This is a genomic window from Streptomyces sp. NPDC033131 (assembly GCF_055578365.1).
The window spans coordinates 100,974-120,507 of record NZ_JBVIPA010000018.1; the positions used below are offsets into that span (position 1 = coordinate 100,974).

Sequence of the window (19,534 nt, forward strand, 5' to 3'; positions counted from 1 at the left end):
CCCGAGCGGCCCGCGCCACCCGGCCCCGCCGCCGGGTACAGCCCCTCGCCGGCCCGCCCGGCCACGCCCGCCTCACCGACGCCCGAGCGGCCCGCGCCACCCGGCCCCGCCGCCGGGTACAGCCCCTCGCCGGCCCGCCCGGCCACGCCCGCCTCACCGACGCCCGGGTGGTCGGCGTCGCCCGGCCCCGCCGCCGGGTACAGCCCCTCGCCGTCCCGCCCGGCCACGCCCGCCTCACCGACGCCCGGGTGGCCCGCAGCGTCCGGCTCGCCCGCCGGGTACAGCCCCTCGCCGTCCCGCCCGGCCACGCCCGCCTCACCGACGCCCGAGTGGCCCGCGCCACCCGGCCCCGCCGCCGGGTACAGCCCGTCGTCGGGCCTGTCGGTGCTCCGGGCCGCGTCGCCTGCGTTCTCCGCGCGCTCCGCCGCCTCTTCCGCCTGGTGGGCTGCCTGGCGGAGTTCCTCCCAGGTGGCCTGTCGGAGGGCCAGGTGGGTTCGGGTGCCGGTGTGCCAGTGGCGGGGGGCGCCCGGGAGGGCCGCGCGGGTGACGCGGGCCGCGCGCAGCGCGAAGTCGGCGCTGCGCACGCCCGCCCGGGCCGTGCCTGCCACCGCGCCGGCGGCGACGCCCACGGCGGGTGCCGTACCCCGGGCGAGCAGGCGCGGGCCGGCCAGGACGAGCCCGGCGGCGGCTGCTGTGGGACGGGAGAGAAGTCCTCCGCTCATCGCTCGCCCTCAGCCATCCGTGCGGGCGCGTCGCGCCGTCGTCGAGCCACTCGGCCCGCTGCTCCCGCCGCTTCCCCCGCTCCCGGAGGAGGACGCTGTGGGCAACTTGTCGGAGGGCGTGGCGGGTACCGCCGTATCCGCCGCGGACGACCTGCCGGAGGTCGAGGCCTGCACTTGTGGTGTCGGCGGCGTACCGGACGCCGCGCCCGCACGTGCCGTACTTCCGACCGCCTCCGTCTGCTCCTGGCCCTCCGTCCGCTCCTGCTCCTCGGCCTGCTCCTTCTCCCGCGTCTCCTCCCGCCGCGGCTGCGTCAGCCACGCCACCGCCGCTCCGGTGATCGCGACGGGCCACTCCACGACCCCCGCGACGCCGAGTACCCCGGCGCCCGTGTACACGGCGATCCGCCGCCCGCGCGGCGACACCGCTCCGATCTTGTCCAGCGCGCCCTCGGCCGCGTGGCCCACCATTCCGGCACCGGGTACCACGCGCAGTACCGAGGCGGCCGCCCGCAGCGGCTGCGGGAGATTCTGCGTCGACTTCTGCTCGGCCATGACTCTCCTCGGGTCGGTGCCTCACCTTTCGGGGACCGAGTTCCCGCACTTCGGAGAGTCATCCAAGGTCCGGGGGATCACCTCAGACCCGTGGGAACTCCTGCGCCGAGCCCAGAACACGGGTTGGCCAACTCAATGTGAAGGATCCCCTGTTGATGTTGGTCTTGCTGCACACTCCTTGCTGCGTCAACAGACTCTGTCGACCGACTCACAGGGCACGGCCTCTGGAGGCAGCATGCTGGAGATCAACACGAGCAAGGTGAGCCGGTGGGACCAGCACGGACGTGAGCACGTCGTGCGGGTGGAGCGTGCGGGAATGCAGCGCACGATCAGATGCGAAACGTGCGGCTGGCGCAAGGGAGCGCAGTTCCTGCCGTGGCTGAAGGCGGAGGAGCACCTGGCGGAGGCGCACCAGGCGACGGTGGATCCGGCCGGGGCGTAGCGCCCTCTACTCGCCCTGCTCGCCGAGCTCCGTGAAGAGTGTCAGCTGCAGCGCGCCCGGTGCCTCCAGCCGGGAGTTCAGCGAGTTCCAGGGGGTGCGGGTCGGCTCGGCGACCACCTCGGCTCCCGCGGCGGCCAGCTTCTCGGTCGTGGCGGCCGAGTCGTCGACCTGGAAGGCGACCCGGATGTGGCCGGCCACGCGCCGCCCGACCTCGACCTCGTCGATGAAGGCGGCGTGGTTCGGATCGGTCAGCTCCAGGGTGGCCCGGCCGGCGTCGAGGATGGTCACCCGTCCGTCGGCGGAGGCGAACGCACCGCGTTCGGGCAGTCCGAGGACGTCGCGGTAGAAGTGCAGCGCCGCGTCGTAGTCCGCCGCCGTGACCACCAGTCGGAGTTCACGGACAGCGGGCTCGTCGGACTTGTCTGCGATGTCTGCCATGTCGGCTCCTCCAAGATCGCGGGCTCTGACTCCTCAACCCTGCGGCCGACCGGACGATTCCCGCGAGTTCAGGCCGCGAGACCCCGCAGCAACAACTCCACCAGCGCCTCGAAGTCGCCCTCCACGCCCGGCAGTTCCCAATCCCGCGCGTAGCGCGGGTCGTGGAAGCGGACCGTCGCCTGGAAGACGGCGCGGGCGGTGGCGGCCGGATCGGGGGCCGTGAAGGCACCGTCCTCCACGCCGGCCCGGACGATGCGGCTCAGCTGGGCGGTGAGCTCGGTGATGTGCTCGCCGACCGCTCCGCCGTTCTCGTCGACCAGGACCATGTATGTGGCGAACAGCTCGGGGTCGTCGCCCGCCTTGCGGCGCTTGGCCTCGAGGAGGGCCGCGAGCCAGTCGCGGATGCGCTGCGCGGGGTCCCGCCCGGCGTCGGCGGCGATTCCGGCCAGGGAAGCGGACGTGCGGTCCAGCCATCGCTTGGTGACCGCCTCCCGCAGCACCGCCTTCGTGCGGAAGTGGCGGTAGACGCTGCCGTGGCTGACGCCGAGCGCGCGGGCCACGTCCACCACGGTCGCCTTGGCCGGGCCGTGGCGGCGCAGCACCTCCTCGGTGGCTTCGAGGATGCGCTCGGCGGTCAGGATCTCGCTGGTCGGTGGCATGAGCAGACCGTACCCGGCGGCCGGGTCAGCGCTCGAGGTGTGCCATCTGGGCGGCCGGGTAGCGTTCGCCGGCGGCGGCTCCGGCCGGTACGGCGTCCTCGATCGCGGCGAGGTCGGCCGCCTCCAGGGTGACGTCCAGCGCGCCGAGCGACTCCGCCAGCCGCTCCCGGGTGCGCGCGCCGACGAGCGGCACGATGTCGTTGCCGTGCTGCGCGCCCCGCGAGAGCACCCAGGCGATGGCGATCTGGGCGACGCCGGCGCCCTTCTGCTCGGCGATCTTCCGCAGGGCCTCGACGAGGTTCAGGTTGTGCTGGAGGTTCTCGCCCTGGAAGCGCGGGGACATCGCCCGGAAGTCGTTCGCCGCGAGCTTGCGGTCGCCGGTGAAGTGGCCGGAGATCAGTCCGCGGGAGAGGACGCCGTACGCCGTGACGCCGATGCCGAGTTCCCGGGTGGTCGGCAGGATCTCGTCCTCGATGCCGCGGGAGATGAGCGAGTACTCGATCTGGAGGTCGCTGACGGGGGCGGTGGCGGCGGCCCGGCGGATGGTGTCGGCACCGACCTCGCTCAGGCCGACGTGACGGACGTACCCCTTCTCGATCAGTTCGGAGATCGCGCCGACCGTCTCCTCGATCGGTACGGCGGGGTCGAGCCGGGCGATCCGGTAGACGTCGATGTGGTCGACGCCGAGGCGCTGGAGCGAGTAGGCGGCGAAGGTCTTCACGGCGGCCGGGCGGCCGTCGTATCCGGACCAGCCGCCGTCCGGGTCGCGCAGCGCGCCGAACTTCACGCTGACCAGGGCCTGTTCGCGGCGGGCGGCGGGCGCGGTGCGCAGGGCCTCGCCGATCAGCAGTTCGTTGTGGCCCATGCCGTAGAAGTCGCCGGTGTCGAGCAGGGTCACGCCCGCCTCCAGGGCGGCGTGGATCGTGGCGATCGACTCGGTGCGGTCGGCGTCGCCGTACAGCGCGGACATGCCCATGCAGCCGAGACCGAGGGCGGAGACCTGCGGGCCGGTGGTTCCGAGAGTGCGCGTGCGCATCGTCATGACATCCACCCTGACATGACAGATGACAGATTTCAATATCTGTCATCTGTCATCTGTCCGGTCGACGGGACGAGTACCCCGAGGACAATGGGAGATGTCGGCGTGCAGTCACCTCGGCGGCGCCTGCCGTCGGTCGAGCGGCCCTCTCGCGCCGCCCCAGGAGGCCCGTATGAGCATCCGCATCGCCACGTTCAACATGGAGAACGTCTTCCGCCGGCCCACGGCCTTCCGCCTGGAGGACCCGGCGAAGCGCAAGGAGATCCTCGACGACTTCGCCGCGCTGGTCGCCCGCCTCGACCTGCCGGTGTACCAGGACGCCGACAAGAAGGAGATCGCCCGGCTCGTCGAGAAGCACCGGGCGTACGCCATCGACCCGGAGAACCCGCCGCCGATCTACGTCAACCAGTCCCGCCCGGGCAAGGACTCGGGGCTGTTCCGGACGAAGGGGTCGGGGAAGAACACCACCGTCGAGGTCACCGCCAAGGGCCGTGCCGCCTGGGCCGGCTGGGCCGAACTGGGTCGGGACGACCTCGACCTGGACGTGGTGCGGAACACCGGCCGGGTGGTCTCGGAGGTCGACGCCGACATCCTGCTCACCGTGGAGGTCGAGGACCGGCTCACCCTGGAGCGCTTCAACACACAGGTCCTGGCCGGAGCGCTCGGCAGGCGGCCGTACCCCCACTGTCTGCTGGTCGACGGCAACGACAGCCGGGGCATCGACATCGGGATCATGAGCCGGCACCCGATCACGTCCGTGCGGCCCCATCTCTTCGACCCCAACCCGGAACGTCCCGGCAAGCGCCTCTTCAGCCGCGACTGCCCCGAGTTCGAGATCCAGCTCAACGGCACGCCCCTCGTACTCCTGGGCAACCACCTGAAGAGCAAGTCCCACGACGACCCGGAACTGCGGCTGGCCCAGGCGAAGCGGGTCGCGGAGATCTACCGGGCGGCGCTGGAGCGCACGCCGCACGTCGTCGTCGCCGGGGATGTCAACGACCACCCGGAGAGTGACGCGGCCGCCGCGCTGCTGGGCACCGGGCTGCGGGACGTGATGTCACACCGCTCCTACGGCGGACTGCCCGGCACGTTCGGGGAGTGCAAGAGCGAGCAGAACAAGCTCGACTACCTGCTGCTGGCGCCGGACGTGTGGCAGGAGGTGCAACACGTCGGCCTGGAGACGCGCGGCATCTTCGCGGACGACATCAAGTCCTTCGACACCGTGACCTCGAAGGGCAACGCGGCCTCCGACCACGCGGCGCTCTACGTGGACGTGGACCTGTAAAACGAACGGTTCCCCGCACCCACCGAGGGATGCGGGGAACCACGCGAACACCTAGCAGCCGATGAACACCTAGCAGCCGATGAGACGCGCCGCCAGGTATCCCTCGATCTGGTCCAGCGACACGCGCTCCTGCTTCATCGAGTCACGCTCGCGCACGGTCACCGCGTTGTCGTCCAGGGTGTCGAAGTCGACCGTCACGCAGAACGGCGTACCGATCTCGTCCTGGCGGCGGTAGCGGCGGCCGATGGCGCCGGCGTCGTCGAACTCGATGTTCCAGTTCTGCCGCAGGGTCTGGGCGAGTCCCTTGGCCTTCGGGGACAGCTCGGGGTTCCTGGACAGGGGAAGCACGGCGACCTTCACCGGGGACAGCCGCGGGTCGAGGCGCAGCACCGTGCGCTTCTCCAGCTTGCCCTTGGCGTTGGGCGCCTCGTCCTCGACGTAGGCGTCGAGGAGGAAGGCCAGCATCGCGCGGCCGACACCGGCGGCCGGCTCGATGACGTACGGGGTCCAGCGCTCGCCGGCCTCCTGGTCGTAGTAGGCGAGGTCCTGGCCGGAGGCCTTGGAGTGGGCGCCGAGGTCGTAGTCGGTGCGGTTGGCGACGCCCTCCAGCTCGCCCCACTCGTTGCCGCCGAACTGGAAGCGGTACTCGATGTCGGCGGTGCGCTTGGAGTAGTGGGAGAGCTTCTCCTTCGGGTGCTCGAACCACCGCATGTTCTCTTCACGCAGGCCCAGGCCGGTGTACCAGTTCCAGCGCTGCTCCATCCAGTACTCCTGCCACGTCTCGTCCTCGCCCGGCTTGACGAAGAACTCCATCTCCATCTGCTCGAACTCGCGGGTGCGGAAGATGAAGTTGCCGGGCGTGATCTCGTTGCGGAAGGACTTGCCCATCTGCGCGATGCCGAACGGGGGCTTCTTGCGCGAAGTGGTCTGCACCTGGGCGAAGTTGGTGAAGATGCCCTGGGCGGTCTCGGGGCGCAGGTAGGCGACGGAGCCGCTGTCCTGGGTGGGGCCGAGGTGGGTGGAGAGCAGACCCGAGAACTGCTTGGGCTCGGTGAACTGGCCCTTGTTGCCGCAGTTGGGGCAGTTCACGTCCGCCAGGCCGTTCTCCGGCAGGCGGTTGTGCTTGGCCTCGTACGCCTCTTCAAGGTGGTCGGCACGGAACCGCTTGTGACACGAGGTGCACTCGGTGAGCGGGTCCGTGAAGGTGGCGACGTGGCCCGAGGCCTGCCAGACCTCGGGGGCCAGGATCACGGACGAGTCGAGGCCGACCACGTCCTCGCGCGACGTCACCATGTAGCGCCACCACTGGCGCTTGAGGTTCTCCTTGAGCTCGACACCCAGCGGCCCGTAGTCCCAGGCGGCGCGCTGTCCGCCGTAGATCTCACTGCAGGGATATACGAAGCCACGGCGCTTGCTCAGGCTGACGATGGTGTCGATCTTGTCGGCGGCCACGGTGCTCTCTTCATTACGACGACGGGCGACGAAGCGAGGATGCTTCAGAGCGAATGCTTCAGGTTACCGGCGGGGCCTCCCCTCCGATCAAATCGGTGCCTGTACATGGCTTCTCACCACGTTTGTTGACAACGGTTTCCATATTTGTTGAAAATGAGTGTCATGAACGTACGACGACACCACATATCCGGCATCGCGGTCGCCGCTGCCACCGCCCTCGGTCTCGGCACCCTCTCCGCCTGCTCGAGCGACAGCGCGGCGGCGGGCAACACGGACAAGTTCGACGTCGTCGCCTCGTTCTACCCGATGGCCTTCCTCGCCGAGCAGATCGGCGGGGACCATGTGAACGTCACCAGTCTCACCGAGCCCGGCCAGGAGCCGCACGACCTGGAGATCAGCGCCAAGCAGACCGCGCAGCTCCAGGAGTCCGACGCGGTGCTCTACCTCAAGAACCTCCAGCCCGCCGTCGACGAGGCGGTCGGGCAGGCCGACGTCAAGAACAAGATCGACGCGGCCACGCTGACCGAGCTGGAGGACCACGGCGACGTCGAGCACGAGCACGAGGGCGAGGAGGCGCACTCCGAGGAGGAGGAGCACGCCCTCGACCCGCACATCTGGCTCGACCCGGTGAAGTACGCCGAGGTCGCCGAGGGCGTCGCCAAGTCCTTCGAGAAGGCCGACCCGGACAACGCGGCGGACTACCGGAAGAACGCCGACGCGCTGACCAAGAAGCTCGGCGACCTGAACACCGCGTTCGCCGACGGCCTGAAGAACACCGACAGCAAGGTCTTCTTCACCAACCACGCCGCCTTCACCTACCTCGCCGAGCGCTACGGCCTGACCCAGGAGGCCATCTCCGGCCTCGACCCGGAGAGCGAGCCCAGCCCCGCCCGGATCAGGGAACTCCAGACCGAGGCCAAGGCCGACGGCGTCACCACCGTCTTCTACGAGACACTGGTGTCCGACAAGACCGCGAAGACCCTCGCCCAGGACGCGGGCCTCAAGACGGACGTGCTCGACCCGGTCGAGGGCATCACGTCCAAGTCCGAGGGCGACGACTACTTCCAGGTCATGGAGTCCAACCTCAAGGCGCTGCAGTCCGCTCTAGGCGCCAAGTGACCCCCACGGAGGACCTCGTGAGCGAACCCGTCATCTCCCTGCGCGGCGTCCGTGCCGAGCTGGGTTCGCGCCCGGTCCTGCGCGGAATCGACCTCACCGTGTCCCGCGGTGAGGTCGTCGCGCTGCTCGGGGCCAACGGCTCCGGCAAGTCCACGGCGATCCGCACCATCATCGGCCAGGTGCCCGTCAGCGACGGCGAGATCGAGCTGTTCGGCACCCCGCGGCGCCGCTTCCGCGACTGGGCCCGCCTGGGCTACGTCCCGCAGCGCACCACGGCCGCCGGCGGCGTCCCGGCGACGGTCACCGAGATCGTCTCCTCCGGCCGCCTCTCCCGCGCCCGCTTCGGCATGCTGCGCAAGGCCGACCACGCGGCCGTACGCCGTGCGCTGGACCTGGTCGGCATGACCGACCGCGCGAAGGACTCCGTCGACGCCCTCTCCGGCGGCCAGCACCAGCGCGTGCTGATCGCCCGCGCCCTCGCCGCCGAACCCGACCTCCTGATCATGGACGAGCCGATGGCGGGCGTGGACCTGGCGAGCCAGGAGGTGCTGGCGTCGACCCTGCGCGAACAGGTCGGCCAGGGCACGTCCGTCCTGCTCGTCCTGCACGAACTGGGCCCGCTGGAGCCCTTGATCGACCGGGCCGTCGTCCTGCGCGACGGCTGTGTCATGCACGACGGCCCGCCCCCGCAGGCCCTCGGCCAGCACGCGCTGCCCGGCCACGACCACGTACACCCGCACGCGGCCCACGACGCCGAACCGATCCGCACAGGACTGCTGAGCTGATGGACCTCCTGAACTACGCCTTCATGCAGCGGGCGCTCCTGGCCGCCGTCCTGGTCGGCATCACGGCCCCGGCGGTCGGCATCTACCTCGTCCAGCGCCGCCAGGCCCTGATGGGCGACGGCATCGGCCACGTGGCGATGACCGGTGTCGGCCTGGGCTTCCTGCTGTCCTGGTCACCGGTGTGGACGGCCACGCTCGTGGCCGTGCTCGGCGCGGTCACCATGGAACTGATCCGCTGGTACGGCAGGACGCGCGGCGACATCGCCCTGGCGATGCTCTTCTACGGCGGCATGGCCGGCGGCGTGATGCTCATCAACCTCACGCCGAGGGGCTCGAACGCGAACCTGACGTCGTTCCTCTTCGGCTCGCTGTCGACGGTGAGCGAGTCGGACATCACGGCGATCTGCGTGCTGGCCGCCTTCGTGTTGTTGGTCACCCTCGGTCTGCGCCGCCAGCTGTTCGCGGTGAGCCAGGACGAGGAGTTCGCGCGGGTCACGGGCCTGCCGGTGCGTGCCCTGAATCTGCTGACGGCGATCACCGCGGCGGTCACGGTCACCGTCGCGATGCGCGTGGTCGGCCTGCTGCTGGTGTCGGCGCTGATGGTGGTGCCGGTCGCCGCGGCGCAGCAACTGAGCCGCAGCTTCGCGGCAACGTTCGCGATCGCGGTGGGCATCGGGGTCTCCGTGGCGGTCGGCGGCACCGCGACGTCGTACTACCAGGACGTGCCGCCCGGTGCGACGATCGTCCTGCTGGCCATCGCGGCGTTCATCCTGCTGACCGCGCTGGCGACCCCGCTGGCCCGGCGGCGCGCGCGGGCACAGGCGGCGACGCAGCCCGCCGGAGATCCCGCGGAATGTGCGATTCCGGCCAGCCGGGGATCCGGCGGAGAGGTCGGCGTCTGACCACTGACAGGCCGGACTGGCACAATGGCCCGGCAGGTGCAGACGTTGAGGAGGCAACCGGTGACGACCGCAGGACCGTCCGTGAAGGGCCGCGCAACCCGGCAGCGGGCCGCCGTGGCGGCGGCCCTCGACGAGGTCGACGAGTTCCGCAGTGCCCAGGATCTCCACGACATGCTCAAGCACAAGGGCGACTCGGTCGGGCTGACCACGGTCTACCGCACGCTCCAGTCCCTCGCCGACGCCGGCGAGGTCGACGTCCTGCGCACCTCCGACGGCGAGTCCGTCTACCGCCGCTGCTCCACCGGGGACCACCACCACCACCTCGTCTGCCGCGTCTGCGGCAAGGCCGTGGAGGTGGAGGGCCCGGCGGTGGAGACCTGGGCCGAGGCCATCGCATCGGAACACGGTTTCGTGAACGTGGCCCACACGGTGGAGATCTTCGGCACGTGCGAGGACTGCGCGGCAAAGACGGCATAGCTGCTCAGCTGCGGGCAGTCGCAGCCGCCGTAGCTGCGGGCAATCGTGCCGCTGGGCGGCACGGGTGGGCGCAGCGGCACCCCGCAGCGCCGGGCTGCGCACCCACCCCCAGGCCCGCAGCAACGCCGGGCGCCTGCCAGGCCGACTACTCCTGCTTGCCCTCCATGGCGAGCAGCTCCTCGTTGGGGATGGCCCCACCGAAGCGCCGGTCCCGCTGGGCGAACTCCAGGCAGGCCCGCCACAGGTCCCGCCGGTCGAAGTCCGGCCACAGCACGTTCTGGAAGACCATCTCGGCGTAGGCGCTCTGCCAGAGCAGGTAGTTGGAGGTGCGCTGCTCGCCGCTCGGCCGCAGGAACAGGTCCACGTCCGGCATGTCCGGGTAGTACAGGTACTTCTGGATGGTCTTCTCGGTGACCTTGGACGGGTCGAGCCGGCCGGCCTTCACGTCCTCCGCCATGGCCTGCATCGCGTCCGCGAGCTCGGCCCGGCCGCCGTAGTTCATGCAGAAGTACAGCGTCAGTTTGTCGTTGTCCTTCGTCTGCTCCTGGGCGACCTGGAGCTCCTTGGCGACGGACTTCCACAGCCTGGGCATACGGCCCACCCAGCGCACCCGGATCCCGAGCTCGTCGAGCTGGTCGCGGGTCTTGCGGATGAAGTCGCGGTTGAAGTTCATCAGGAAGCGCACCTCGTCCGGCGACCGCTTCCAGTTCTCGGTGGAGAAGGCGTACAGGGAGATGTTCTTCACACCCTGCTCGATCGCGCCCTGGAGCACGTCCAGCACCCGCTCGGCACCGACCTTGTGCCCCTCCGTGCGCGGCAGGCCGCGCTCCTTGGCCCAGCGGCCGTTCCCGTCCATGACGATCGCCACATGGGTGGGCACCAGCTCACCGGGGAGCTTCGGCGGGCGGGCCCCGGACGGGTGCGGCTCCGGCGTCTTGTACTCACGGCGCTGACGCCCCAGGATCCCGCGTACGGCCATGGTGCTTCTCGTCTCCTCGTGCTTGTCGGTGCTCGTCGGTGCTCGTTGTCTAGGACTTTTCCACGTAGCGAAGGGAGCGCAGCCCGCGCTCCAGATGCCAGTGCAGGTACGCGGACACCAGCCCGCTGCCCTCCCGGACATACCGCGGCTCGCTCGCGTCCGCGGTGTCCCAGTCTCCCGTAAGCAGCGCCCCGAGGAGTTCCAGGGTCTGCGGCGACGGTACGACACTCCCCGGCACCCGGCAGTCGACGCAGACCGAGCCCCCGGCCGCCACCGAGAAGAACCGGTTCGGCCCGGGCATCCCGCACTTCGCGCAGTCGGTGAAGGTGGGCGCGTAGCCGTTGACGGCGAGGGAGCGGAGCAGGAACGCGTCGAGGATCAGATGCGGCGCGTGCTCACCGCGGGCAAGCGTCCGCAGCGCGCCGACGAGCAGCAGATACTGCTGCACCGCCGGCTCGCCCTCGTGATCGGTGAACCGCTCGGCGGTCTCCAGCATGGCCGTCCCGGCGGTGTAGCGCGCGTAGTCCGCGACGATCCCGCCCCCGTACGGCGCGATGGTCTCGCTCTGCGTGCACAGCGGCAGCCCGCGCCCGATCAGCTCACTCCCCCGCGCGAAGAACTGCACGTCGACGTGGGAGAACGGCTCCAGCCGGGCTCCGAACTTCGACTTGGTCCTGCGTACCCCGCGGGCCACGGCCCGTACCCGCCCGTGACCGCGCGTGAGCAGGGTGATGATCCGGTCCGCCTCACCCAGCTTCTGGGTGCGCAGCACGACGCCGTCGTCACGGAACAGACTCATGGGGCCCATTCTCGCCTACGCCGGCCGTCCCCCGTCGTCCCTGTGTTTCAAGGCACCTCACCGCGGCTGCGCGCGTTGGCATACGCCGTCATCGCACTCAGCCGCTCGGCCGGGGTGGCATGCCGTACGGCACCCGGGTCGGCGTCCCACTCCCGGCCTCCGCCGTACGGTCTCAGTTGCACGTACGGCCCCTCGTGCCCCATGACGATCCCCACCCTCCCGCTCCGGGTGTCCACGACGTACGCCCCCACCGGCGGCTTCACCGCAGCACCGCCGCGAGTCGCTGCGCGGTCTCCACGGAACACCGCCCCAATTCGACGAGCGGACAGGGCGCCTCCCGCGCAAGACTCACCGGATCGAGCCCTAGTGACGGAAGTGTAATTCCCGCCATAAGGAGTGCCTCGCGCAATTCTTTCACCGTTTCCTCCGCCTCTTCGACGCAGTGCGCCGAGTGCCGTGCCTCCACCGTGCTCCCCTTCCTTTTTGAGTTTCACTCTTCTCATCTCCAGGGTGCCCTGCGGGGCCTACACTCGGCAGGAGTCTGTGCACTACAAGTGCGGCTCAGGGGAAGAGGGTTGGCTATGGCCAATGGTTCGCGGCAGGCGGTGTGGGAGTTCTTCGGTACGGAGCTGAAGCGACGGCGCGAAGACGCGGGTATCACGCAGGCGGAACTGGGATTGAGGGTTTTCGTGTCCGGTGGGTACATCGGACAGTTCGAACAGGCGATTCGCAAACCTCAATTGGATGTGGCTCAGCGCATTGACGGAGTACTACAAACCGATGGCTTTTTCGAACGGCTCTGGAGAAAGCTCATCAAGGAGCAGCCATACACGGAGTACTTCGCGCACGTGGTGGAACTGGAGCGGCTGGCGACGGAGATCTGCGAGTACGCACCGACGGTGATTCCGGGCCTGCTCCAGACGCGGGAGTACGCGCGAGCAGTGTTCCTTGCGGGCAATCCGCTGGCCACCGACGAGCACATCGAAGAGTTGGTCAGAGGACGCATGGACCGGACGCAGCTCCTCAAGGACGCTACACGGCCGGTGTATTGGGCGGTCCTGCACGAGACGGCTCTGCGCATCCCGGTCGGCGACGCCGGGATCATGGCGCACCAACTGGACTACGTCGCGGCACTGGCCCGAGGGCGCACAGGACTGTTGCAGGTGCTGCCATTCGCGGCGGGGGCGCACCCGGAGATGGGCAAGTTGATGAAGCTCATGGAGTTCGAGGACGCCCCGCCAACCATCTATACAGAAGGGGTGCGTTCGGGGAGTCTGCTGGACGAACCGGCGGTGGTGAAGCAGGTCCGGGCGTCCTACGATCACATCAGGGCCGCCGCGTTGTCGCCGGAGGCGACCCTTGCCCTGATCGAGTCGGTGGCGGAGGACTACAGACGATGCGCGAGTACGACCTGAGCAACGCCCGCTGGCGCAAGAGCAGCCACAGCGGCGGCAGCGGCGGGGAGGACTGCGTCGAAGTCGCGTACGAATTCCCAGGCGCCGCCAGCTGGCGTAAGAGCACCTACAGCGACGGCAACGGAGGCAACTGCGTCGAGGTCGCCGACGGAGTCCCCGGTGCCGTCGTCCCGGTCCGTGACAGCAAGGTGCCCGGTGGGCCCGTGCTGCTCGTCGGGCCGGTCGCCTGGACGGAGTTCATCCGTACCGTCGGGGTCGCCTCAAGCTGAGCCCGGCCGGGGTGATGGTGTCCCGGGCGACTCCCGGGCTCCGGGGCAACCCTGAGCACTGCGGTGGGGGTAACCCCTCCCAAGAACACGGGAGTTACCCGGATGTGGCGAACCGTCAGGTTCCGCGAGGCTCGTTCGCATGACGCAGATCAAGAGAAACGCCGCCCTCGTCGCCACCTCCGCCGTACTCCTCGGTCTCACCGCCCCGCTCACCACGTCCGCGTCCGCCTCCGCCGCCACCCCCTCGCTCCCGTGGGCGAAGTGCGCGGGCACCGGCCTCGACCCCCGGCAGCAGTGCGCGACCGTCGAAGTCCCGATGGACTATGCCGACCCGCGCGGCCGGAAGATCGATGTCGTCGTCTCCCGGATCCCCGCCGAGGACCCTGACGCCCGCCGTGGGGCGCTGGTGCTGATCCCGGGCGGGCCCGGCGGCTCCAGCCTCAACAACCCTTCCGGCAAGGGCCAGAAGCTCCCGCAGGACGTGCGCGACGCCTACGACCTCATCGGCTTCGCCCCGCGCGGACTCGCGCCCTCGACCCCCGTCAGCTGCGGCCTGGAGCACGCCGACCTCGCCCTCTCGAAGCTGCGGCCCTGGCCCGCCCCGGACGGTTCCGTCGCCGAGAACATGGTCACCGCCCGTCGCATGGCGGACGCCTGCGTGCGCAACGGCGGTGACCTGATGAGGCACCTCAGCACCGCCAACGAGGCCCGCGACCTCGACCGCATCCGGGTGGCACTCGGCGAGCGGAAACTCTCGGCATGGGGAGTGTCGTACGGGACGTACGTCGGCTCGGTCTACGGCCAGTTGTTCCCGCACCGCACCGACCGGATCGTCCTCGACAGCAACGACGACCCCGACCCCGCCCGCGTCTCCCGTGCCTGGCTCGCCGGACACGAGCAGGGCGTCGAGGACACGTTCCCCGAGTTCGCGAAGTGGGCGTCGGCGCCGGGCAACCCGGACCGGCTGGCGGACACGGCGGCAGAGGTACGGCCGCTGTTCCTGGCCCTGGCCGCCCGGCTCGACCGTGAGCCGATCCCCTGGCCGGGCGCCAATCCGGAGGAGCTGAACGGCAACGTCCTGCGCCAGACCCTGCTGGACAGCCTCTACGACCCGGACGACTTCCCGGCCCTGGCGAAGCTGATCCTGGCCGCCCGGGAGGGCACCGTGCCGCCCGCGCCCGCCGTCCCCCCGGAGTCCGTGCTGCAGAACGTCGCCGGCGTCGGCGCGGGGACCCTGTGCAACGACGTCGCCTGGCCCACGTCGGCCGCCCACTACCAGAAGGGCACCGATCAGAGCCGGGCCGCGTATCCGCTGACCGCCGGCATGCCCCGCAACGCGATGCTCTGCGCCGCCTGGCCGTACCCGCCGAAGGAGCCGGCGGTGCGGATCACCGACCGCGGGCCGTCCAACATCCTGCTCGTGCAGAACGAACGGGACGTCGCCACCCCGCTCGCCGGCGCCCTGAAGCTCCGCCGCGCCCTCGGCGACCGTGCCGTCATGGTCACCGTGAACTCCACCGGCCACGACGCCTACCTCGACAACGGCAACGCGTGCGGGGACGAGACGGTGTCCCGCTTCCTGGCCACGGGCGAGCGGCCCGACGCGGACGTCTACTGCGACTGACGACTACCGCGACTGACCTCTACCGCGGCCGACGGGGCGACCGGCACGCCCCGGCATAGCGTCGGGCCAGCGCGTGGAAGGCCTCCTTCGGCTCCCAGCGCCACCCCGAATCCGGGTCGTCCGGGCGGTCCTTGAGCGTCTTGGTGATGCTGTAGCTCGCCAGGTCGAGGTCGTGACGCGGGTCGTCGGGGCGGTGCGGGGCGTCCGGGGTGACGAACTCGAAGGCCATCGCCGCGTACAGGCCCATGGACTCGAAGACGTCGAGCAGGTCCGTCAGGTAGGCGGCCTGGACGCGTTCGCTGCGGACCGGGTCGCCCTTGATCTCCGGCGGGTCCTTCTCGTAGTCGACGATGCCCCAGCCCATGCCGCCCGCCTCGGGGGCACCGACGTACGTGCAGGTGCCGAACTCGGTGATCGCCAGGGGCTTGCCCCAGCGGAGGAACTTCCTCAGCTCCCGCACGTACGCATCCCGGTCGCGGAAGGACGAGTAGTAGTCGATGCCGACGACGTCGAAGAGGTCCCAGTCGACCGTGTCGTCCTGGGCGGCGGCATAGCTCAGCCGGCCGCGGAAGACCGAACGGCCCACCTTCGCCGCCTTCGTCGTGAAGCGGTCCAGGCGGCGCTGCATGAGCTCCCAGTCGACCGTGCCGTTCCGCAGGTTCTCGATCCGCTCCAGGACGTTCTCCCCCGGCACGATCCCGGGCACGAACAGCCAGAACTCGCAGCCCACACTGAGGTCCACGCTCGCGCCCTGCCGCCGCAGCCGCTCCGCGAACCGCCCGGTCTCCGCGAGGTGTTCGAGGATGTCCCGCTCCGGAACGTCCCCGAGGGTCGGCTGGAGCCACACGTGCAGTCCGCGCTCGGCGGCCTCGGCGGCGGTCGCGGTCAGGCGCTCGACGCCGTCGCCGGTGACATCGAGGGTGTCGGCGTGCAGGTCCTCGCGGATCGCGCGGACGTCGGCGCGCATCCGGGCGGTGCTGAAGGCCGTGCCGGGGGTCTCGCCGGCGCCGACGGTGTAGACGACGCCGTGGTGCCTCAGCCCGCGTCCGGTCGCCTCGGCCGGGCGGGCGGGCAGTGTCGCCGCCGCGACTCCCAGGGCCGCCGCCCCGGCCAGGAACTGTGCTCGGTTGATCCCCTTCGTCTTCTCCATGCCGTCACTGTGCCGAGCGGGGGCGCGCACCGCTGTCCTCCGATGGTCTACGGCCCCGCAACCAAGGGATGAGATCCGGCGTCGGTCACTGGAGAGATCGTCGACGCACATCAAGCGAAGGAGAGCAAGATCTTAGGCTCCGCCCAGTCCCCGATGACCCGACGCACCCTCCTCGCGGCCGGCACCGCCACCGCGGCCACCCTGCTCACCGGCGTGCCCGCGCACGCCACCGGCGACCCGGGCGTCACCGCCCGCCTCCGCCGCCTGGAGGAACAACACGGCGCCCGTCTGGGCGTCTTCGCCCACAACCTCGCCACGAGGCGGACCGTCCGGCACCGCGCCGACGAGCTGTTCCCGATGTGCTCCCTGTTCAAGACGCTCGCGTCCGCGGCCGTCCTGCGCGACCTGGATCGCAACGGCGAGTTCCTGGCCCGCCGTATTCACTACACGGAGGCCGACCTGCCGGCGACGGGTTCCGACAAGACCAGGGAGCACCTGGCCGAGGGCATGACCGTCGCCGAACTCGCCGAGGTGGCCATCACCTTCAGCGACAACGGCGCGGGCAACCTCCTCCTGCGCGAGCTCGGCGGCCCCACGGCGATCACCCGTTTCGCCCGCTCCCTGGGTGACCCGGTGACGCGCCTCGACCGCTGGGAGACGGACCTCAACTCGGCCGAGCCGTGGCGGATCACGGACACGACGAGCCCGTACGCCATCGGCCGCACGTACGGCCGGCTGGTCCTCGGCGACGCGCTGAACCGCAAGGACCGCGCCCTCCTCACCCACTGGCTGCTGAACAACACGACCAGCGGCACACGCTTCCGTGCGGGCCTCCCGGCGACCTGGACGGTCGCCGACAAGACGGGCTCCGGCTCCTATGGCACCGCCAACAACGTGGGCATCGCCTGGACCGGCACCGGCGCCCCCGTCGTCCTGTCCGTCCTGTCGACGAAGCCCGACAAGGACGCGGAATGGGACAACGAGTTGGTCGCCCGGACGGCGGCGCTGCTGGCCGAGGCCCTGAGCTGACCCTCGACCCGGCGGGTCTGCCGGCCCGCCGGGAGGAGGCCGGCTTCACGGACGTGTCCGTCGACACGCACCCGCAAAGCGGCGGCCTACGCTTCCGCGGCCGCCGCCCCTGAAGGTGCCGCCGCCGCCCCGAACCGCCGTACGTACCGCCCCTGCCACCACGTCTCCACCGCGTGCCGGTCGTAGTGGCGGCGGACGTACGCGACGGCTTCCCCGGCCGGCACGCCGTCCAGCACCGCGAGGCAGGCGAGCGCCGTGCCCGTACGGCCGCGTCCGCCGCCGCAGGCGAGCTCCACGCGTTCACCGGCGGCCCGCTCCCAGGCCTCGGTGAGGACCGCGCGGGCGGTCGTACGGTCGGCGGGCAGCCGGAAGTCCGGCCAGCACAGCCAGCGGGACTCCCAGTCCACCGCGGGCGGCTGCCGGCCGAGCAGATAGACGCCGTACGACGGGCTCGGCGCCCCCGGTGCGAGGGGGTGCCGCAGTCCCCTGCCCCGCACCAGCCGGCCGGAAGGCAGCCGCAGCACCCCGGCGTCCCGTTCGTCCCACAGCTCCATACTCCCCATGGGCCCATTCGAACCCGGTGCCGGACGCCGGGCAACCGAATCCGGGAGAACGGTGGTCTGGAGGGCGAGGGAGGGTGCTTGATGCAGGCCGAACAAGAGGCCCAGTTCCAGGAGTTCGTCAGAGCCCGGTGGTCCCGGCTCGTACGGACCGCGTATCTGCTCACCGGCGACGTGCACCACGCCGAGGACCTGACACAGACGGCGCTGGCGAAGGCGTACCGCTCCTGGCGGCGCGTGTCGCGCAGCGACAGCCCGGAGGCGTACGTCCGCCGGATGCTGGTCAGCTGCAACAGCGACCGGTTCCGCAAGCGGCGCGTCACGGAGTCACTGACCGCGGCGCCGCCGGAGGTGGCGGGACGCGACGAGGCCGTGGCACGGGTCGACGAGCGAGGTGCCCTGATCGGCGCGCTGGCCGGGCTGCCGCCGAAACAACGGGCGGTGATCGTCATGCGGTACTGGGAGGACCTGTCCGAGGCGGAGGTCGCCGAGATGCTCGGCTGCTCCCCCGGCACGGTGAAGAGCCAGGCGTCCAAGGGGCTGGCGAAGTTGCGTACGTATCCGGGGCTCGCGCGGGTCATGGACGGGGCCGAGCGCGGTCACACGTCGTCCGCGGGCACGTCGTCCGCGGGACAGGGAGGAACCAGGTGAGCGAGGAACAGGGGCAGGGGCAGGGTCCGGAGGCCGCGGGAGGCTTCGAGGAGCAGCTGCGTGGGCTGCTCGCCGAGGACGCCTACACGATCCGGCCCTCGCCCGCGCCGTACCCCGCGATCCGGCGTCGGGGCGTGGTGGAGCGGCGGCGCCGGGTGGCGGCGGCCGGGGCGGTCCTGGTGACGCTGGCGGCGGTGCCCGTGGGGGCGTACGCGGTGGGCGGTTCGGGCGGGGGGTCGGTCACGGCGTCGCCGCAGTCGTCGGTCAGCGCCTCGCGGGCCGCGTCACCGACGCCCACGCCCACGCCTTCGGCGACTCCGTCGGGACCGGCCGGGCCGGCCACGCCGGGGCAACTGCTCGACGGGATCACGTTCGCGCAGGCCGCGGACGGGCTGGAGAAGTGCCTGGCCGACCAGCGCGAGCAGGAGAAGAAGGGCGGGCTCAAACTGAACCTGGGTAAGGCCGACAGCTACCGGATCATCCTGGCGCTGAACAGCACCGGTGATACCAACGCGCCCGGTGACGGCATCTACGTCGTCGCCGTGAAGGAGAAGCCACGGGAAACCCGGCTGATCTGCAACGTCAAGGACGGCGAGGCCTCCGGGCTCAACACCAGCGGCGGCGACCGGCTGCCGGACTCGCCGCCCGTGCTGGCCGACATCAACGGCGGCAAGCTGTACCAGCAGTCGTTCCTGGACAAGGGCAACTGGAAGCTGCCGTTCCGCTGGGGGTTCATCGGCACGGTGGAACCGTCGGTGGCCAAGGTGACCGTCTCCTACGGCGACGACACCAGCGAGGCCGCCCTCGACCACGGCTGGTTCGCCGCCTCCGGCGTCCTGAACCAGCAGGTCACCCTCGCGCCCCACATCAAGGGCTACGACGCCGGCGGCAAGCTCGTCTACGACTCCGACGAGGACACGACCTACCAGAAGACCCTCTGGTAAAGGGCCCGTCCAAGGGGGCGCCGCACAGGGGTCGGCGCCCCCTTGGCCCGCCACGAGGGTCACCTGACCCCACCAGGGGGCTCCGCCCACCCACCACCCGTCTCGGTCGGTTGAAAGGGTCACCTCTCGACCCACCGAGTCGGGTGGTGGGTGGGCATAGGCCGGGGGTCTGGGGGCGGAGCCCCCAGGGACGCGCGCCCCCACCGGGTGGATGAGGACTCGGGAGGGCGGAGCCCTCAAAG

The 19,534-nt window shown here is 70.8% G+C and carries 23 protein-coding genes and 1 pseudogene; 12 read left to right on the plus strand and 12 right to left on the minus strand.

Annotated elements, in window-relative coordinates; all coding sequences use genetic code 11:
• Positions 1-722, minus strand: a pseudogene (locus ACZ5XS_RS23400) (hypothetical protein); the annotation flags it as partial.
• Between the two features lie 9 nt (positions 723-731).
• Positions 732-1,274 (minus strand): hypothetical protein, encoded by a 543-nt coding sequence (locus ACZ5XS_RS23405; protein ID WP_468654225.1) that lies wholly within the window; start codon positions 1,272-1,274, stop codon positions 732-734.
• Between the two features lie 235 nt (positions 1,275-1,509).
• On the opposite strand from ACZ5XS_RS23405, the gene ACZ5XS_RS23410 reads away from it, so the two are divergent.
• Complete coding sequence (locus ACZ5XS_RS23410) at positions 1,510-1,716, plus strand: hypothetical protein (RefSeq protein ID WP_468654226.1); 207 nt, start codon at positions 1,510-1,512, stop codon at positions 1,714-1,716.
• Positions 1,717-1,722: 6 nt separating this feature from the next.
• On the opposite strand, the gene ACZ5XS_RS23415 is transcribed toward ACZ5XS_RS23410, so the two are convergent.
• The 3 genes from ACZ5XS_RS23415 to ACZ5XS_RS23425 all read right to left on the minus strand — a co-directional run bounded on the left by ACZ5XS_RS23415 (position 1,723) and on the right by ACZ5XS_RS23425 (position 3,855).
• The gene (locus tag ACZ5XS_RS23415) at positions 1,723-2,154 is read right to left on the minus strand and encodes a VOC family protein (RefSeq protein WP_468654228.1); all 432 of its coding nucleotides are present in this window, start codon (positions 2,152-2,154) and stop codon (positions 1,723-1,725) included.
• A 68-nt stretch (positions 2,155-2,222) separates the two neighbouring features.
• Positions 2,223-2,813, minus strand: coding sequence for a TetR/AcrR family transcriptional regulator (locus ACZ5XS_RS23420; protein ID WP_468654230.1), 591 nt, complete (start codon positions 2,811-2,813; stop codon positions 2,223-2,225).
• Positions 2,814-2,838: 25 nt separating this feature from the next.
• A complete protein-coding gene (locus ACZ5XS_RS23425) occupies positions 2,839-3,855 on the minus strand; it encodes an aldo/keto reductase (RefSeq protein ID WP_468654232.1) in 1,017 nt (338 codons plus the stop codon).
• Positions 3,856-4,024: 169 nt separating this feature from the next.
• Here ACZ5XS_RS23425 and ACZ5XS_RS23430 point away from each other — a divergent pair, with 169 nt between their 5' ends.
• Positions 4,025-5,137: an endonuclease/exonuclease/phosphatase family protein gene (locus ACZ5XS_RS23430; RefSeq protein ID WP_468654234.1), complete on the plus strand. Its 1,113-nt coding sequence runs from the start codon at positions 4,025-4,027 to the stop codon at positions 5,135-5,137.
• 69 nt (positions 5,138-5,206) lie between these two features.
• Here the strand turns inward: ACZ5XS_RS23430 and ACZ5XS_RS23435 are convergent, their stop codons facing one another.
• Positions 5,207-6,589, minus strand: coding sequence for a glycine--tRNA ligase (locus tag ACZ5XS_RS23435; RefSeq protein ID WP_468654236.1), 1,383 nt, complete (start codon positions 6,587-6,589; stop codon positions 5,207-5,209).
• Between the two features lie 162 nt (positions 6,590-6,751).
• Between ACZ5XS_RS23435 and ACZ5XS_RS23440 the strand changes: the two genes are divergently transcribed.
• Genes ACZ5XS_RS23440 through ACZ5XS_RS23455 form a run of 4 tightly spaced genes read left to right on the plus strand, consistent with a single transcriptional unit; the run spans position 6,752 to position 9,872 of the window.
• Complete coding sequence (locus ACZ5XS_RS23440; protein ID WP_468654238.1) at positions 6,752-7,708, plus strand: metal ABC transporter solute-binding protein, Zn/Mn family; 957 nt, start codon at positions 6,752-6,754, stop codon at positions 7,706-7,708.
• A 17-nt stretch (positions 7,709-7,725) separates the two neighbouring features.
• Positions 7,726-8,493, plus strand: coding sequence for a metal ABC transporter ATP-binding protein (locus ACZ5XS_RS23445; protein ID WP_468654240.1), 768 nt, complete (start codon positions 7,726-7,728; stop codon positions 8,491-8,493).
• On the plus strand, positions 8,493-9,395 hold the full coding sequence (locus tag ACZ5XS_RS23450) for a metal ABC transporter permease (RefSeq protein ID WP_468654242.1): 903 nt from the start codon (positions 8,493-8,495) through the stop codon (positions 9,393-9,395). The genes ACZ5XS_RS23445 and ACZ5XS_RS23450 overlap by 1 nt, the downstream gene beginning before the upstream one ends.
• 60 nt (positions 9,396-9,455) lie before the next feature.
• Complete coding sequence (locus ACZ5XS_RS23455; protein ID WP_217239868.1) at positions 9,456-9,872, plus strand: Fur family transcriptional regulator; 417 nt, start codon at positions 9,456-9,458, stop codon at positions 9,870-9,872.
• A 145-nt stretch (positions 9,873-10,017) separates the two neighbouring features.
• Here ACZ5XS_RS23455 and ACZ5XS_RS23460 read toward each other — a convergent pair whose 3' ends face one another.
• From ACZ5XS_RS23460 to ACZ5XS_RS23475, 4 genes are read right to left on the minus strand one after another with little or no spacing between them, the layout of a single operon-like run.
• The gene (locus ACZ5XS_RS23460; protein WP_468654244.1) at positions 10,018-10,851 is read right to left on the minus strand and encodes an isoprenyl transferase; all 834 of its coding nucleotides are present in this window, start codon (positions 10,849-10,851) and stop codon (positions 10,018-10,020) included.
• 49 nt (positions 10,852-10,900) lie between these two features.
• A complete protein-coding gene (gene recO, locus ACZ5XS_RS23465; protein WP_468654246.1) occupies positions 10,901-11,650 on the minus strand; it encodes a DNA repair protein RecO in 750 nt (249 codons plus the stop codon).
• Positions 11,651-11,697: 47 nt separating this feature from the next.
• The gene (locus ACZ5XS_RS23470; RefSeq protein WP_383867910.1) at positions 11,698-11,913 is read right to left on the minus strand and encodes a hypothetical protein; all 216 of its coding nucleotides are present in this window, start codon (positions 11,911-11,913) and stop codon (positions 11,698-11,700) included.
• A complete protein-coding gene (locus tag ACZ5XS_RS23475; RefSeq protein WP_468654248.1) occupies positions 11,910-12,116 on the minus strand; it encodes a hypothetical protein in 207 nt (68 codons plus the stop codon). The genes ACZ5XS_RS23470 and ACZ5XS_RS23475 overlap by 4 nt, the downstream gene beginning before the upstream one ends.
• Positions 12,117-12,231: 115 nt before the next feature.
• Here ACZ5XS_RS23475 and ACZ5XS_RS23480 point away from each other — a divergent pair, with 115 nt between their 5' ends.
• The 3 genes from ACZ5XS_RS23480 to ACZ5XS_RS23490 all read left to right on the plus strand — a co-directional run bounded on the left by ACZ5XS_RS23480 (position 12,232) and on the right by ACZ5XS_RS23490 (position 14,958).
• Entirely contained in the window at positions 12,232-13,065 is an 834-nt protein-coding gene (locus tag ACZ5XS_RS23480; RefSeq protein ID WP_468654250.1) for a helix-turn-helix domain-containing protein, read from the plus strand.
• Positions 13,047-13,334, plus strand: coding sequence for a DUF397 domain-containing protein (locus tag ACZ5XS_RS23485; protein ID WP_468654252.1), 288 nt, complete (start codon positions 13,047-13,049; stop codon positions 13,332-13,334). The genes ACZ5XS_RS23480 and ACZ5XS_RS23485 overlap by 19 nt, the downstream gene beginning before the upstream one ends.
• A 139-nt stretch (positions 13,335-13,473) precedes the next feature.
• On the plus strand, positions 13,474-14,958 hold the full coding sequence (locus tag ACZ5XS_RS23490) for an alpha/beta hydrolase (protein ID WP_468654253.1): 1,485 nt from the start codon (positions 13,474-13,476) through the stop codon (positions 14,956-14,958).
• Positions 14,959-14,977: 19 nt separating this feature from the next.
• Here the strand turns inward: ACZ5XS_RS23490 and ACZ5XS_RS23495 are convergent, their stop codons facing one another.
• The gene (locus ACZ5XS_RS23495; protein ID WP_468654255.1) at positions 14,978-16,108 is read right to left on the minus strand and encodes an abortive phage infection protein; all 1,131 of its coding nucleotides are present in this window, start codon (positions 16,106-16,108) and stop codon (positions 14,978-14,980) included.
• Positions 16,109-16,261: 153 nt separating this feature from the next.
• Between ACZ5XS_RS23495 and bla the strand changes: the two genes are divergently transcribed.
• Entirely contained in the window at positions 16,262-17,137 is an 876-nt protein-coding gene (bla, locus tag ACZ5XS_RS23500) for a class A beta-lactamase (protein ID WP_468654257.1), read from the plus strand.
• Positions 17,138-17,223: 86 nt separating this feature from the next.
• Here the strand turns inward: bla and ACZ5XS_RS23505 are convergent, their stop codons facing one another.
• On the minus strand, positions 17,224-17,700 hold the full coding sequence (locus ACZ5XS_RS23505; RefSeq protein WP_468654259.1) for a phosphatase domain-containing protein: 477 nt from the start codon (positions 17,698-17,700) through the stop codon (positions 17,224-17,226).
• A gap of 81 nt (positions 17,701-17,781) precedes the next feature.
• Between ACZ5XS_RS23505 and ACZ5XS_RS23510 the strand changes: the two genes are divergently transcribed.
• Positions 17,782-18,348 carry a SigE family RNA polymerase sigma factor gene (locus ACZ5XS_RS23510; RefSeq protein WP_468654261.1) on the plus strand — a complete coding sequence of 189 codons (567 nt, stop codon included), beginning with the start codon at positions 17,782-17,784 and terminating at the stop codon, positions 18,346-18,348.
• Positions 18,345-19,292, plus strand: a complete 948-nt coding sequence (locus tag ACZ5XS_RS23515; RefSeq protein WP_468654263.1) for a hypothetical protein — start codon at positions 18,345-18,347, stop codon at positions 19,290-19,292. The genes ACZ5XS_RS23510 and ACZ5XS_RS23515 overlap by 4 nt, the downstream gene beginning before the upstream one ends.
• The last annotated feature ends 242 nt before the right edge of the window (positions 19,293-19,534 follow it).